Source organism: Paenibacillus sp. JT31N17, from assembly GCF_056269255.1.
Genome location: NZ_JBWDNP010000032.1, coordinates 1 through 15323, shown reverse-complemented (window position 1 = coordinate 15323; position 15323 = coordinate 1). Strand labels below are relative to the sequence as shown.

At 49.4% G+C, this 15323-nt stretch carries 9 protein-coding genes and 11 tRNA genes; 19 read left to right on the top strand and 1 reads right to left on the bottom strand.

Annotated elements, in window-relative coordinates:
* The first annotated feature begins 130 nt into the window (after window positions 1-130).
* The 18 genes from AC0YOB_RS38175 (at window position 131) to glmM (ending at window position 12032) form a co-directional block, all read left to right on the top strand.
* Window positions 131-206 (top strand) — tRNA-Asn (locus AC0YOB_RS38175).
* Between the two features lie 5 nt (window positions 207-211).
* A tRNA-Thr gene (locus AC0YOB_RS38170) sits at window positions 212-287 on the top strand.
* A 60-nt stretch (window positions 288-347) separates the two neighbouring features.
* A tRNA-Glu gene (locus AC0YOB_RS38165) sits at window positions 348-422 on the top strand.
* Between the two features lie 10 nt (window positions 423-432).
* Window positions 433-508: transfer RNA gene (locus tag AC0YOB_RS38160), tRNA-Val, on the top strand.
* A 6-nt stretch (window positions 509-514) separates the two neighbouring features.
* A tRNA-Gln gene (locus tag AC0YOB_RS38155) sits at window positions 515-589 on the top strand.
* 8 nt (window positions 590-597) lie between these two features.
* Window positions 598-673, top strand: a tRNA-Lys gene (locus AC0YOB_RS38150).
* 36 nt (window positions 674-709) lie between these two features.
* A tRNA-Leu gene (locus AC0YOB_RS38145) sits at window positions 710-794 on the top strand.
* 808 nt (window positions 795-1602) lie between these two features.
* Window positions 1603-2463, top strand: coding sequence for an ABC transporter ATP-binding protein (locus AC0YOB_RS38140; RefSeq protein ID WP_475797199.1), 861 nt, complete (start codon window positions 1603-1605; stop codon window positions 2461-2463).
* A 356-nt stretch (window positions 2464-2819) separates the two neighbouring features.
* Window positions 2820-2894 (top strand) — tRNA-Gly (locus AC0YOB_RS38135).
* 6 nt (window positions 2895-2900) lie between these two features.
* Window positions 2901-2977 (top strand) — tRNA-Arg (locus AC0YOB_RS38130).
* A gap of 27 nt (window positions 2978-3004) precedes the next feature.
* Window positions 3005-3081, top strand: a tRNA-Pro gene (locus AC0YOB_RS38125).
* Window positions 3082-3088: 7 nt separating this feature from the next.
* Window positions 3089-3162 (top strand) — tRNA-Gly (locus AC0YOB_RS38120).
* A gap of 286 nt (window positions 3163-3448) precedes the next feature.
* Window positions 3449-6256 carry a phosphoenolpyruvate carboxylase gene (ppc, locus tag AC0YOB_RS38115; RefSeq protein WP_475797198.1) on the top strand — a complete coding sequence of 936 codons (2808 nt, stop codon included), beginning with the start codon at window positions 3449-3451 and terminating at the stop codon, window positions 6254-6256.
* A gap of 225 nt (window positions 6257-6481) precedes the next feature.
* Window positions 6482-7048: an RNA polymerase sigma factor SigW gene (sigW, locus tag AC0YOB_RS38110; protein WP_210047178.1), complete on the top strand. Its 567-nt coding sequence runs from the start codon at window positions 6482-6484 to the stop codon at window positions 7046-7048.
* A 115-nt stretch (window positions 7049-7163) separates the two neighbouring features.
* Entirely contained in the window at window positions 7164-7787 is a 624-nt protein-coding gene (locus tag AC0YOB_RS38105; protein ID WP_210047177.1) for a zf-HC2 domain-containing protein, read from the top strand.
* 230 nt (window positions 7788-8017) lie between these two features.
* Window positions 8018-8857: a diadenylate cyclase CdaA gene (gene cdaA / locus AC0YOB_RS38100; protein WP_210047176.1), complete on the top strand. Its 840-nt coding sequence runs from the start codon at window positions 8018-8020 to the stop codon at window positions 8855-8857.
* Window positions 8850-10541, top strand: a complete 1692-nt coding sequence (locus AC0YOB_RS38095) for a CdaR family protein (RefSeq protein ID WP_475797197.1) — start codon at window positions 8850-8852, stop codon at window positions 10539-10541. Before cdaA ends, AC0YOB_RS38095 begins: the two co-directional genes overlap by 8 nt.
* A gap of 144 nt (window positions 10542-10685) precedes the next feature.
* Window positions 10686-12032 carry a phosphoglucosamine mutase gene (gene glmM, locus AC0YOB_RS38090; RefSeq protein ID WP_475797196.1) on the top strand — a complete coding sequence of 449 codons (1347 nt, stop codon included), beginning with the start codon at window positions 10686-10688 and terminating at the stop codon, window positions 12030-12032.
* A 241-nt stretch (window positions 12033-12273) separates the two neighbouring features.
* On the opposite strand, the gene AC0YOB_RS38085 is transcribed toward glmM, so the two are convergent.
* Window positions 12274-12786: a hypothetical protein gene (locus tag AC0YOB_RS38085; protein WP_475797195.1), complete on the bottom strand. Its 513-nt coding sequence runs from the start codon at window positions 12784-12786 to the stop codon at window positions 12274-12276.
* Between the two features lie 74 nt (window positions 12787-12860).
* Here AC0YOB_RS38085 and glmS point away from each other — a divergent pair, with 74 nt between their 5' ends.
* A complete protein-coding gene (gene glmS / locus AC0YOB_RS38080) occupies window positions 12861-14693 on the top strand; it encodes a glutamine--fructose-6-phosphate transaminase (isomerizing) (RefSeq protein WP_475797194.1) in 1833 nt (610 codons plus the stop codon).
* The last annotated feature ends 630 nt before the right edge of the window (window positions 14694-15323 follow it).

The following is a 15323-nucleotide window of genomic DNA, read 5'->3' as shown; positions in this document are numbered from 1 at the left end:
TATCCTACACCGGAACAAGAGCAGTCTTGTTCCACCCGTCAGCCGAAGGGCTGGAGGGAATCAAGCCGCTAAACGTTTCGCAAACGTTCGTATCCAGTTTTCAGGGTGTAACCACCCGCAGTATTACCGTTCCCTGATAGCTCAGTTGGTAGAGCACTCGACTGTTAATCGAGTTGTCACAGGTTCGAGTCCTGTTCGGGGAGCCATTCTTGCTCTCATAGCTCAGTAGGTAGAGTGCATCCATGGTAAGGATGAGGTCACCGGTTCGAATCCGGTTGAGAGCTCCATTTTAATGGGTAAGGTTTTATGAGCAGGCTCCGAAAGGAATTCGGAGTGCCAGCTATCGCGGCCCGTTGGTCAAGCGGTTAAGACACCTCCCTTTCACGGAGGTAACAGGGGTTCGATTCCCCTACGGGTCACCACTGCATATTTGGAGGCTTAGCTCAGCTGGGAGAGCATCTGCCTTACAAGCAGAGGGTCGGCGGTTCGATCCCGTCAGCCTCCACCATAATGCTGGGGATTAGCCAAGCGGTAAGGCAACGGACTTTGACTCCGTCATTCTCAGGTTCGATCCCTGAATCCCCAGCCATTTATTTTGAGCCATTAGCTCAGTTGGTAGAGCACCTGACTTTTAATCAGGGTGTCGAAGGTTCGAGTCCTTCATGGCTCACCATTTTCTGCCTGCTGAAAATGGACTTGCAACAAACGTGCGCGTATGGCGGAATTGGCAGACGCACCAGACTTAGGATCTGGCGTTTCACGACGTGGGGGTTCAAGTCCCTCTACGCGCACCATATTGAATTCAACCCCTTGATATTTCAAGGGTTTTTTATTTTCAGAAGCAGGCCTATGTTCTGTAAATTGACCACCTAAATAATTAGGTGAGTTAAGTACCCAAACACGAAAATCCGATTGTTCTTTCAGGAACAGTCGGATTTTTATGTTTTTAGACGAGTTCGATAATAAACCAAATGGGATCTATCGAAGAATGTCGGTTTAATTTCACTTGCTGACGCTTCTCCATAAAGCTGCAACATCAGCAATGAAGCTTTCACCCCTGTATGCTCTGCGCAACTGATCAAACCCTATATTCATGCCGGCTGCAACGATTTCCCCGGTAGCTGCAAGCCGTGGCTTTGGAAATTCGACAATAGGAGCGAGTTCAGCCAATCCGATCGATCGGACTTGGCCACTTTTGAGACTCCTAGCCGATGGGCATTTTGAAGTTAGCGGCAGCGGCTTAATTGGGGACCCGTTATATTGTAGATCCAAGATTCCTACAGGCGTTGTTCAACGACAATTTGCTGGGAGTACCTCGAATAACGATGCAGAACGCCGTCATACATCTCCTGGGGCGTAACAATACCCTCCCGAAGGATGGATAGTGAAGTATTAATCTCTATGCCGCATGATTGAGGAAACAAGGCTTCGTGCATGAGCTGAGTATGGAGTTCTAGAAAATGTAACATCGTCTATAATATTTCGAGGGAAATCTAAAACATCTCTTGACGAATGACTTGAGAATGGTTATCATTCTTATATAATATGAGAATAATTATCACTATCAAATAAATGCAAGGGTTTTGAAGGGAGCGGATTTTAGTGATTCGGTTGACGACATCGCAATTAAACATCGCCTATGAAAACAGACTTATTGTGGATAATCTCAACGTGGCCATCCCACAAGGTAAAATAACAGCCCTGGTGGGTGCCAATGGTTCGGGCAAATCCACGATATTGAAAACCATGGCGCGAATCATGTCTCCGGTTAACGGAGCAGTTATGCTTGACGGCAAATCCATTCACAAACAATCGACGCGTGAGGTAGCAAAGCAACTTGCTATTTTACCTCAAAACCCGACCGCTCCCGATGGCTTGACTGTATCTGAACTCGTTTCTTACGGCAGATTCCCCTACCAAAAAGGCTTCGGTTCCTTAACCCGCGAAGACCGGTCCATTATTCAATGGTCGATTGAATCAACAAGAATGACTGAATTTGTGGATCGTCCTATTGATCAATTGTCCGGTGGTCAACGCCAGAGAGCATGGATCGCAATGGCGCTCGCCCAGCAGACTGATATTTTGTTCCTTGATGAGCCTACGACCTTCCTAGATATGGCTCATCAGCTTGAGGTGCTGGAATTGCTGCAGGAGCTCAATGCAAGCTCAGGCCGCACAATCATAATGGTGGTGCATGATCTGAATCACGCTTCCCGCTATGCGCATCATATGATCGCGATCAAGGCGGGTAAAGTATCGGGTGAAGGGGCGCCTAGTGCTGTCATGACCCCCGATGTGCTGCGTGATGTTTTTGGCATTGAAGCGGATATTATTCCCGATCCCCGGACTGGCCTGCCGCTTTGCCTGCCATACTCCCTGGCAGGGCAGGATAGACTTTCAGCAGACGCGAATCACGAGCAGGAAGAGGTTAATTTGCCATTAATGGCTATTGCGGGAGCATAAGATGTTCCGATGCTTTAAAACAGCTCTGAGGCGCTTCTATGCGGCCATAACTGAGAAACTCGGACAGCTGATGCCGTTAAACGCATCAGGCTGTCCTTTTTATACATAGGGACTACCTGCAATTCTCTGTATACTACTGTTGGTGATTCTGAATGGTACAAAGCAATAAGCATGAGATTTATAAAGCGATATAAATTATAAAGAGCAGGATTAAGTTGCGTTTACTTGGGAATAATTAGAAATATGCGTTTAAATAATCTGAATATTTTTATTTTGAAAAAACATTTGCATTCTCCCAGTTAGCGTGATATATTATTACTTGTCGCGCTTGAGATAAAGCGACTGACACAAAACATGCGGAAGTGGCTCAGCGGTAGAGCATCGCCTTGCCAAGGCGAGGGTCGCGGGTTCGATTCCCGTCTTCCGCTCCATAATTAGTGCCCATAGCTCAGCTGGATAGAGCGTTTGACTACGAATCAAAAGGTCGGGAGTTCGAATCTCTCTGGGCACGCCATTTTCACAAAATTGCAGAAATCATTGACGGGACGTAGCTCAGCTTGGTAGAGCACCTGGTTTGGGACCAGGGGGTCGCATGTTCAAATCGTGTCGTCCCGACCATTTCTGCGCGGGTGTAGTTCAATGGTAGAACTTCAGCCTTCCAAGCTGATAGCGTGGGTTCGATTCCCATCACCCGCTCCATTAAACAAATAACCGGAAACTCTGATCTCAGGGTTTCTTTTTTTTACATTTCAGAGTATTACAGGATTCGACGGGATTTTTAGGTACATCCATGAAAAAGCTTCAACCGCTCCGTAATTTGTAGTATGATAATAAAAGTGAAAAAACCGTCTGCGAAGCTCTGCTGACGGTAATCGGTGATGCAATGGAATGCTAACCTTTGGACCTTCTCTGGTTACTTTTATCTGTCGGATTTAAATACGTTATGGAAAGGTTTTGCTTTAAGCAGAATCTGAGGAGGATCAAGATGTCGGAACAAGAATCATCTGCTGTGACGGCCAACCGGCCGCACTCAAACAATTTACTACGGCGCGATGTCCGCTTTCTGGGGAACATATTGGGCGATGTACTCGTTCACCAAGGCGGGCATGAACTGCTTGAGATCGTTGAGAAAATTCGTGAAATGAGCAAGGCGCTGCGGGCTGAGTTTCTTCCGGAGCTTTTTGATGAATTTAAAAAAGTTATTGATGCGCTAAGCCCTGAAATTCGCCATCAAGTCATCCGGGCCTTTGCGATTTATTTTCAGCTTGTCAACATTGCCGAGCAGAATCACCGCATACGGCGCAAACGGGACTATGAACGCTCTGCAGGAGAAACTGTTCAGCCCGGTTCCATCGAAAGCGCTGTTCAGGTACTGAGGGAGCAGGGAATAGCCGTTGATGAGGTCAAGACGATGATTGAGGGGATTTCTCTGGAATTGGTCATGACTGCCCATCCTACGGAAGCCACTCGTCGTGCCGTGCTGGACATCCATCAGCGCATCGCCCATGAAGTTATGGAGCTCGACAATCCGTCGCTCACCTACCGTGAACGCGAGAAGCTTCGTGAGAAGCTGCTGAACGAGGTACTTACGCTTTGGCAAACGGATGAGCTGCGCGATCGTAAGCCGACCGTTATCGATGAAGTGCGCAATGGCATGTATTATTTTGACGAGACTCTCTTCGAAGTGCTCCCAAGCGTATATGAAGAGCTCGAACGCTGCCTGGACAAGTATTATCCGGATGAGCGCTGGCATGTGCCTGCTTACCTGAGATTTGGCTCCTGGATCGGCGGCGACCGTGACGGCAATCCATCGGTTACGGCAAAGATTACCTGGGAGACCCTGACGCTTCAACGTGAGCTTGTGCTTGAGAAATATGATGAATTGCTTCGTGAATTGATGGGGCAGCTGAGCTTCAGCACGAATATCGTAACAATCTCTGAAGAATTGGTGAATTCCATTCAAAAGGACCGTCAGCATGTGGAGCTTCGCACTATCGAGCTGTGGCGCAATGAGAATGAGCCATATAAAATTAAACTCTGCTATATGATTGAGAAGCTTGTCAATACGCATAACGATACGCTGAAAAACTCGCCGCTGCGTTACAACAGCGCAGATGAGTTGAAGGAAGACCTCCTTGTTATCGACCGCAGTCTGCGCCATCACTTTGCCGATTATGTGGCTGATACGCATATCCGTAAGCTGATTCGCCAAGTGGAATTGTTCGGCTTCCATCTTGCCGCACTTGATGTGCGTCAACACAGCCAAGAGCATGAGAATGCGATGACTGAAGTGCTAGCCAATATGAACATCGTGGAGAATTACGGCTCGCTGGATGAAAAAGAGAAAATCGAGCTGCTTCATCGCTTGCTGAATGATCCGCGTCCGCTGACTTCCCCTCATTTTGAATATTCGGAAGGAACGCAGGAGTGTCTGGATGTGTATCGTACGATTTATCGCGCCCAACAGGAGTTTGGCGAGAACTGTATTTCCAGCTATCTGATCAGTATGACACAGGGCGCTAGCGATATGCTGGAAGTGATGGTGTTTGCGAAGGAAGTCGGGTTGTTCCGCCAGGAGACCGGCGGGCATGTCCGCTGCACACTGCAGGCTGTTCCTTTGTTCGAAACCATTGACGATCTGCATGAAGCCCCGGCAATTATGGAGAAATTGTTTGAACTGCCGGTATACCGCAAGGCGATTGAAGCCAGAGGAAACCTGCATGAAATTATGCTGGGATACTCTGACAGCAATAAAGACGGCGGAGCTGTTACGGCCAACTGGGAGCTGCGGGTGGCATTGAATGCCATTACAAGCGCGGCGAAGAAATTCGACGTGAAGCTGAAATTCTTCCACGGTCGCGGCGGTGCGCTTGGACGAGGGGGCATGCCGTTGAACCGCAGTATTCTGGCACAGCCGCCCCATACGGTGGGCGGAGGAATAAAAATTACGGAGCAGGGCGAAGTGCTCTCGTCCCGCTATTCCATGAAAGGCATTGCTTACCGCAGTCTGGAGCAAGCAACCTGGGCGCTGATAACCGCGGCGCGGCTGGCGAATTATCCGGAGCAGGAAGCTGCAGATGTAGCCCAGTGGGATGAAATCTCCAAAGGGATATCGGAAACTGCGCTGCGCAAATATCAGGATCTGATTTTCCGTGATCCCGACTTCCTGACCTTCTTCAAGGAATCTACTCCGCTGCCGGAGATCGGCGAGCTTAATATCGGTTCCCGTCCATCAAAGCGGAAGAACAGTGACCGTTTCGAGGATCTGCGGGCGATTCCATGGGTATTCGCCTGGACGCAGAGCCGTTATTTGCTGCCAGCCTGGTATGCGGCCGGTACGGCGCTGCAGGAATATGTGCAGGATGATGAGAAACGGTTGGAAACACTGCGCGCAATGTATGAGCAGTTTCCGTTCTTTACGTCTCTGATCGATAATTTGCAGATGGCGCTGGCCAAAGCGGATCTGCAGATCGCCGCGGAATACGCGGATATGATTACGGACAGCACGATCCGGGAGCGCATTTTCACACAAATTAAAGAGGAATATGAACGGACGTCTTCGTTCATTCTACAAATAACAGGTCAAGCCGAAATTCTGGATAATGTGCCGGTTATTCAAGAATCAATCCGCCTGCGCAATCCGTACGTGGATCCGCTGAGCTACATGCAGGTACAGCTTCTTCTGGAGCTGCGCGAGGCGCGAGCGCGCGGTGAAGAGGATGATCCGGAGCTGCTGCGTGAGGTGCTGCTGACTATCAATGGCATTGCAGCCGGCCTTCGCAATACGGGCTGACCAATAACTGATACGTTTATTTCAAGGGCCGGACGCCCGGCGGCAGGAGTCCCTCCGCTTACGTCCGGTCCTTTGACGTATACTCCAGAGTTAATCAGGATTCAAATAAGTATCATAATGCTTTTGCATGAGCGTCAGGTATCGGTTCGATCCTTGCCAGGATCGGTGCAGCCGCACGTTCAACCGGACGGGAGTTGGTGCATGCGCGTGTCTGGAGGAGAAACAGTGAAATCAGTTGAGGCGCGGTTAGCGCAATTGGCACTAAGAGGCGATCAGCGGGCTTTTGCGGAGATCGTCGATATGTATCAGGATAAGCTGTACCATATGGCATACCGGATGCTGTATAACCGCCAGGAAGCGGAGGATGTCGTTCAGGAGGCTTTTCTGCGGGTATACAAAAATCTGGACCGCTATGATGATACAATGAAATTCTCGACCTGGATTTACCGGATTGCGACCAATCTGTGCATTGATCGGCTTCGTAAGCGGAAGCCGGTTTATTCGTTGGATGCCGAATCCAGTGAGCACGAAGGTCTGGATGGTTACGCGATGATCCCAAGCGACGACAAGACGCCGGAGAGCGAGCTGCTGCTGTCGGATACGCAGCGTATTATCCATCAGGCTATAGAGACGCTGCCGGCAAAGTATAAATCTGTGATGGTGCTGCGATATCTTCAGGAGATGTCCCTGCAGGAGATTGGCGATGTGCTGGAAATGCCGGTTACGACGGTGAAAACACGTGTGCACCGCGGCCGGGAGTTCCTCCGCAAGAAGCTCGAGCATAAGTTATAATCAAGGGTCAGGATAAGATATGACCGTAGCGGATTCTCAAAAAAAGTGAAACATCATCGTCGACCATACGTATCGTATACTGCTGTGAGTTACACTGAAGAAAGGAATGGCTGCTATGAATTGCAATGTCGCCATTGTATGGATGCATGATTATCTAGACGACGAGCTTCCCCGCGAAGATGTCTTACAGCTAAAGAACCATTTGCTCTCCTGCCCGGCATGTAGAGCACGATTCGAGCAGTTGGAGCGAACAGAAGCGCTCACCCATAAATTGATTGATTTTCGACCACAAGCTGAGGAAACACAAGCCGATGATCTTAAACTGCGGATCATGAGCGCGCTGCCTGTCAAGCGGAACCGCCCAAGCTGGGCCGGCTGGCTTCGCAATCACCCTGCTATCGCGGTAGCGGCAGTCTTTGCTCTTGTGATGTTCTCAAGCACACTTGCCATGTGGGAAGAGAATACGGATTTGACGGTGCGCGGAACGGATCTTTCCCACGTTGTTATCAATGGGGATACCGTGACTGTTCCAGCAGGCGCGCATGTGAACGGCAATTTAATTATAGAGAATGGAAAAGCCAACGTACTCGGCGAAGTGAATGGAGATGTGACGGTTATCGAGGGCTCGCTGTACCAAGCGTCGACGGCCCATATCTCGGGGAAAGTGAAAACAATCGACCAAGCGCTTGACTGGTTTTGGTACAAAGTTTCACATTCAATCAGCAGCTTGGCTTATTGATTCCACTGCCTCCCTCATGCGGGAGGTTTTTTTGTGCCCAAAGCTTGCTTAAAGGATAGCTATAGGAGGTGCATAGAGTTTGCCTGCCAAGGCAAACAGGAGAATATTAAAATTCTGATAAATTCTTAGCGTAAAAAAAGGGTTTATATCCTCTTTTCTAGAAGATAATAAGGTTAAGTATCCGATATATGTGATAGAGGACCTGTGCAATTGGTGTTGGGGGCTGACATATGAGCTATTTCGCAGATTTGACCTGGAAAGATTGGATCAAGGACATTATCGACATTTCCATTGTCAGTTATATTATTTACAAATTGATTCTGCTCGTACGCGGCACCAAGGCGGTCCAGCTTCTCAAAGGAATATTCGTTCTCGTTGGTACATGGGCCATTAGTACCTGGTTTAATTTATATACACTTAAATGGTTAATGAACCAAATGTTTACCTTTGGGGTCGTGACGGTGCTGATTATTTTTCAGCCGGAGCTCAGGCGTGCGCTGGAGCAGCTGGGGCGAGGCAAGCTATTTGCCCGCTCTTCCGTAGTTGAACGTGATGTGAGCGAGCGTATCGGGGAAATGATTAAAGCCGTCAACTATATGGCGAAACGCAAAATCGGGGCATTGATTGTATTCGAACGCAGCACAGGCCTCTCCGACTATATTGAGTCGGGTATTCGAATGGAATCGATGGTCAGCTCCGAGCTGCTGATTAATATTTTTATCCCTAATGCGCCGCTTCACGACGGTGCGGTTATTGTGCGCGGCAATCAGATCATGGCGGCTGGCTGTTATTTGCCTTTATCGGAGAATCCTTTTATCAGCAAGGAGCTTGGAACAAGGCATCGTGCCGGCATCGGCATTACGGAAGTGTGCGATGCGGTTTCGGTTATCGTGTCGGAGGAAACGGGACAGGTCTCGCTGGCTGTGGGGGGCATGATTGTCCGCGATATCAAGGAAGAGTCATTGATTTCCAAGCTGTTTGAGGAGCTTAATCCGAATCCCAAGGCACAAGAAAATACTGGATCGAAACGGCCTTTCTGGAGACGGAAAGGGGGCGAAGAGAATGGATAAATGGCTCAGTCATCCAACGGCCCTGAAAATCATTTCGCTCGCGCTTGGCATTCTGCTGTGGGCAGTCGTCCATTTTGATTCCGAACGGTCTCCAAATTCAGTCGCCTCCCTAACGGAGGTCAAGGATTATGAGGCGGTGCAGGTGAAAGCAGTTGGACTTGATGAGAATAATTATTCGCTTCGTCTGGTCGAGCCGACGGCTGTGCAGCTGACGGTTCGGGCGCCCAGATCGAGCCTGCTGCAAACGACGCCGGATGACTTTCAAGTAACTGTAGACGTGAGCGAGGCCAAGGAAGGAAGCCAGGTGCTTCCTATCTCGATCAGCAAGCCCAAGGGCATGGAGATTGTGTCCAAGCAGCCGAGTACGGTTACGGTCGTATTGGAGCGGTTGATTACGAAGGAATTTGAGTTCCAGGTGCAGACGGAGGGAACGCCTGCCAACGGATATAAGCTCGGTCAGCCGATCGTGAAGCCGAACAACCGCGTTCATGTCACGCTGCCGGAGGGTATCATGGAGGATGTCGGTTTTGTCGGGGGCAAGGTATCCGTGGAAGATGAAGAATCGACAATTAGCGAGAAGAAGGTCAAGGTCGTTGTGCTGGACAAAGAAGGCCAGGAAATGCCCGAAGCCATTGCCACTCCAAATGTTGTCGAGGTAGAGATTCCGATTACGATGCCATTCAAAAGGGTGCCTCTGCAAATTGGATTGACCGGCAAGCTGCCGGATGGCCTGGCTATGGACACATTCGTCCCAAGCGTGGATCAGGTATCGATATATGGGCCCCAGGACGAGCTCGATAAGTATGATTTTTACGATGGAATTAATGTGGACTTGTCGAAGCTGTCTCAATCAGGTACGATTGAGCTCAATATCCCTCCTAAAGAAGGGATTGTGTCAGTCGATCCTTCGAAGGTGACGATAAAATACACTTTAGTACCGATATCTGTTAAAACACTCACGCAGCTGAAGGTGACCTTCATCTCACTCTCTGACGGATTGAAGGCCAAGATTACTATTCCGGAGACGGGAACCATCGATCTGCCTGTAAGAGGGGCAACAAGCGTGCTGGCTGGTGTTGGAGCCAGCGATGTTCAGCTCATCGCCGACTTGAATGGCTTGGGCCCGGGAAGCCATATTGTGCCTCTGGATGTGCATTTGCCCAGCTTTGTTGAGCAGACAAGCTCCATTCCGATTACGGTCACAGTTGAGATTACGGATGAAGCGGCAACAACCGATCCGCCCGCTGGCGGATCGGATCCCGGGACAGGAGACGGTTCTACGGATACGACTGGGAATGAAACAGGGGACGCCGGGACAGGAAATACGGTGAATCCCGGGGATACAGGAACCAATGGAGGTACAGGGAATACAGGTACAGGGAATACTGGGGCTAATGAAGATCCAGGTAGTCCGGCAGGGACAAGCAATGCAGATTCAGGCAATACTCCGGAGAACAGTTCAGGTGGTGGAGTCGACGGTTCCTCGGGAACAGTCGACCCCGGCTCTGTGGATGGGAATGAAGATTCCCCGGATTCAGAAACGGATGCGGATACAGGTGCAGCTCCAGGCACAAATCCCAATGACAGCGGCAGTAGCAGTAGTAATAACAGCAGCAGTAACGGAACGAATAGCGGGCAGCCCGATAGTGGGGAAAGCAGCGCTGGTAGTGGAACTAATCCATAAACCTATACATTGATCATTCGTGATGCTCTTTGAGCAGTATTCACCTATACATAGAAACAGAATGCTGCTATATCTTATACCATAGGAAATAATGTCATTATTCATAAAGATATAGAATTCAAGGTTAAAAGGGGATACTCTACAATGGGAAAATATTTTGGAACAGACGGTGTGCGCGGGGTTGCCAACCGCGAATTAACGCCGGAGCTCGCTTATAAAATCGGCCGCTGCGGCGGTTATGTTCTTGCCGGCAAGGCTGAGAGACCAAAGGTTTATATCGGACTTGATACCCGGATTTCCGGCCCTATGCTTGAAGCGGCCCTGATCGCAGGGTTGCTGTCTATCGGAGCAAGCGTCGTACGTTTGGGAGTGGTGTCTACGCCGGCCGTCGCTTATTTGACGCGCATCATGGGCGCGGATGCGGGCGTTATGATCTCGGCTTCACATAATCCGGTTGAGGATAATGGAATTAAATTTTTTGGCGGTGACGGCTTCAAGCTCTCGGATGAGACGGAGCTCGAGATTGAACGGCTGATGGATGCAGAGACAGACCAGTTGCCTCGTCCGGAAGGCGGAGGGATTGGCTCCGTGACCGAGGATGTGCATGCGCAGCGATTGTATCTTGATTTTCTAAAAACAACAGTGAAGCATTCATTCATGGGTCTTAAGGTTCTCCTGGATTGCGCCAACGGAGCTGCCTACTCGCTCGCTCCGACGGTATTCCGCGAGCTTGGAGCGGAGGTCATCACAGTCGGCGCTGAACCTAACGGGCTTAATATTAACGACGGCGTTGGCTCCACGCATCCTGAATATTTGCGAGGGGAAGTGCTGAAGCATGGCGCCGATCTTGGATTATCCTTTGATGGCGACGCGGACCGCCTGATTGCAGTGGATGAAAATGGCGAAGAGGTCGATGGCGACTTTATTCTTTGTATATGCGCTGATGCGATGAAGCGCGAAGGTACGCTGAAGGGCGATACGGTTGTAACGACCGTAATGAGCAATATCGGATTTTTTAAAGCTGCCCAGAAGCATGGTCTCAAGACCGCACAGACGGCGGTTGGCGACCGTTATGTGATGGAGGAAATGCGCCGTAACGGCTTCAATCTGGGCGGAGAGCAGTCCGGCCATGTTATTTTTCTCGACCATAACACGACTGGAGACGGCATTCTTACGGCTCTTCAGCTTGTTAATACATTGGTGGGCTCCGGACAGAAATTGAGTCAGCAGAAGAACCTGATGCGCAAGTTCCCGCAGGTGCTGGTCAATGTGCGTGTAGCCGATAAGACGATGTACAAGGACAATGCCGCTATTGCTGCTATTATCGCGGAAACGGAGCAGGAGCTGGGTGACAATGGGCGCGTGCTTGTACGTGCTTCGGGCACAGAGCATCTGATCCGCGTCATGGCGGAAGGTCCGGATAAAAGCCAGGTGGAAGCGTATGTGAGGCAGATCGCAGATACGGTAAGAGCCGAGCTTGGCGGAGTATAAGATTTATTATTCACGGCCTTACGGATTAATGGAATGAATAATTAGCCTCATGGAATAATTAATTATAAAGTTTCGAACGGCGGTTCCAAGGGCGCAGAAGATTAAAGGCGCCATTAGAACCGCCTTTTTATTTTGTTAAGGCAAGCGCCTTGAAGCGGGACCTTGCGCATCAACCGTATATCCTCCTTTGCTCCGATGGTTGGAGAATAGTGGGCCGATACTTGATAGAAGTGGAAGCATTTTAGAGGAAAATGTTGTGAATGTAAATGTGTTGAAAATTTTGCAGTTGCACCGTTCGGTTAAAATGAATATGATAAGAAGTATGATTCCAGAAATGAAAGCGAGGATAGCGGCCAATTAGCTTTACAAGCGCCAGAGCTTGCGCGTGATCGTCTTGCTGCAGAACGGTTATTGTACACGTTCCTGCGGTGGACAGCGGCAAGCTGACGAGGTGGAGGTGTTCGGATTGTTCGGCGGGGACCTCCCGGTTATGCATTTGACCGAAAGCCGATTCCCAAAACGACAGGGCGACCAGTCGTACAAAGGGTCGGTAAGATGCGATAGTGACGATTGAAGGCGCAAGCAGCAACGGAGGCTGTTGTGCGCTCATCTTTAAGTATGTTTGAATCTTGCTATTTGTACCCGTTTGCTTACGATGCCAAACTGAAGAGGGCGGCATAAGACGAACGGTTTCTTGAAATATCAGCTGGTATACGGTCCAATCGTATGCTTTCCTGAAATCGACAGCAACCATAGACTGTGCTGTCCCACAAATGTGTTGGCATCCGTTTCTTTCGGGAATACTACCCCAAACGGAGGTCTATTAAAATGTGTGGAATCGTAGGATATATCGGTAAACGGGATTCGCAGCAAATTTTGATTGATGGATTGAAAAAACTGGAATATCGCGGTTATGATTCCGCGGGTATTGCCGTTTTCACGGATAAGGGATTGGAAGTACGCAAATCCAAAGGCCGGTTGGCTGTATTGGAAGAAAAGCTTGTTGGAGACGAGCTTCGCGGTTCAGTAGGGATCGGACATACACGCTGGGCGACGCACGGCAAGCCATCCGATGAGAATTCCCATCCTCATACCGACAATTCGTTCAAATTCTCGGTCGTGCATAACGGCATTATTGAGAACTATCTCGATCTGAAGGATGAATTGATTGCAAAAGGGCATCATTTTCTGTCGGAAACGGATACCGAGGTGATTTCTCACCTGGTTGCGGAGGAGTATGACGGAGATATCGTTAAAGCCGTTCAACGTGCCGTGAAACGGATGCGTGGCGCTTTTGCGCTGGGCGTGTTAACGGAATTCGAGCCGGACCGGCTGGTCGCCGTGCGTTATGCAAGTCCGCTTGTGATCGGCATCGGGGAAGGCGAGAATTTCATTGGCTCAGACATTCCGGCTATCTTGGAGCATACACGCAATGTTTACATTTTAGATGACGGTGAGATGGCTATTCTGACGAATAATAATGTCGAATTAAGGTCGATTGATGGCGAGGTTATTTCCAAGGAAGTATTTCATGTCGATTGGGATTTGACAACGGCGGAAAAAGCCGGTTTTGATCATTTTATGCTGAAAGAAATACATGAGCAGCCTAAAGCTTATCGTGACACGATGATGGGCAGAATTTCGGCAGACGGGCGATCGGTGGAGCTGAAGGAAATCGGCATGACGCCGGAGCAGATCCGCGGGATTCGCAATGTGCATATTGTCGCCTGTGGAACGGCTTACCATGCAGGCATGGTTGGCAAGTCGCTTATTGAAAGTCTGGCCCGTATTCCGGTTGAGATTGATGTCGCTTCGGAATACCGCTATCGTTCTCCGATTATAACGCCTGAAACGCTTGTCATAGTTGTGAGTCAATCCGGTGAAACAGCGGATACGCTGGCTGCCCTGCGTGAAGCAAAACGCTGCGGTGCGCGCGTGCTGGCTATTACGAATGTTGTGGGCAGTTCAGTGTCGCGTGAAGCGAACGATGTGATGATTACGCAGGCGGGTCCTGAGATTGCAGTTGCATCGACAAAAGCGTATACCTCGCAGCTGATTGCTTTTATGCTGTATGGTTTATTCCTGGCGGATACGCTTGGAACGCGTGATAAGGATTGGATCGCTGATGTGCTTGCCGCTATGCAGAAGCTGCCGGACCAGGTAGAGAGCATCCTGGAGAGAGCACAAGTACTGAAGCAGGTAGCGGAATCACTGGCAAAGCACGACAATCTGTTCTTCATCGGCCGCGGCATTGACTTCGCAGTTGCTCAGGAAGGCTCGCTCAAGCTTAAGGAAATTTCTTACATTCACTCGGAGGCATACCCGGCAGGCGAGCTGAAGCACGGTACTCTCGCGTTGATCGAAGAAGGCATTCCGGTTATTGCGCTGATCACCCAGGAGGATCTGTACGAGAAGACTCTCAGCAATATTAAAGAAGTAAAAGCGCGCGGCGCTCATGTACTTGGTCTGGTTAACGAAGGAACCGAGGTCGAGGTCGGAAAATCGATCGATGAGCTGTTCGCGATTCCCCGGACACTGCCGCTGCTGTCGCCGGCGCTGTCAGTTGTACCGCTGCAGCTCCTGGCTTATTATGCTTCGCTTGCGCGCGGAAATGACGTTGATAAGCCGAGGAATTTGGCGAAGAGTGTGACTGTGGAGTAGAGGGCAACAACATAGTTTTTGATCTTGTGTTCAGTGAAAATAAAGTTTTGGACTGAAAATTTATCTTTAAGAAATATCAAATAAAATAAAGGGTTCTACATATTATGCATGATTAATATGTGGAGCCCTTTATTTTTAACTATCGTACCCGTCAGGTTCATTACAAAACCTGGAAAGTCGAAGGTAGCAATGGACAGGCGATTAATCTCCAGATCACGGGTAATGCCTTTGCCGGCGGTTTCTGATTGCTAAAGCAACCTGATACTCGAAACCTTCATTACATGAAATCTAATCCCGCTGCCACTGATCGTTAAAGAGTTCGACGAGCGTCTGTGGGCGGTGGCGGTTGATACGTCACAGTCATGTCGGACAAGCAAGCTGGTATCCAGGATTAAGGACTCGCTCGGCAGTTGTGGGTTAAATAGCGCAGCTTACTACTTTCATACCGATGCCTACACCGATATATAAGCCGGAGTGGGCATCGGTATATTTATGTTCTGTACACGGGCTGCCTTATAGCTTACTTTTCAAGCCGAGTACCTAATTTAAAATATTACCTTGACACTCATAGTAATATGTCGTACTATACAAATGCGGGGTGATGAAATGAGCGAGAACAAAATTACATCC

Coding starts and splice junctions, on each gene's coding strand:
- ppc (WP_475797198.1), top strand. CDS start 3,449: ATGTCGGAACAAGAATCATCTGCTGTGACGGCCAACCGGCCGCACTCA.
- AC0YOB_RS38105 (WP_210047177.1), top strand. CDS start 7,164: ATGAATTGCAATGTCGCCATTGTATGGATGCATGATTATCTAGACGAC.
- cdaA (WP_210047176.1), top strand. CDS start 8,018: ATGAGCTATTTCGCAGATTTGACCTGGAAAGATTGGATCAAGGACATT.
- AC0YOB_RS38095 (WP_475797197.1), top strand. CDS start 8,850: ATGGATAAATGGCTCAGTCATCCAACGGCCCTGAAAATCATTTCGCTC.
- glmM (WP_475797196.1), top strand. CDS start 10,686: ATGGGAAAATATTTTGGAACAGACGGTGTGCGCGGGGTTGCCAACCGC.
- AC0YOB_RS38085 (WP_475797195.1), bottom strand. CDS start 12,786: ATGGTTGCTGTCGATTTCAGGAAAGCATACGATTGGACCGTATACCAG.
- glmS (WP_475797194.1), top strand. CDS start 12,861: ATGTGTGGAATCGTAGGATATATCGGTAAACGGGATTCGCAGCAAATT.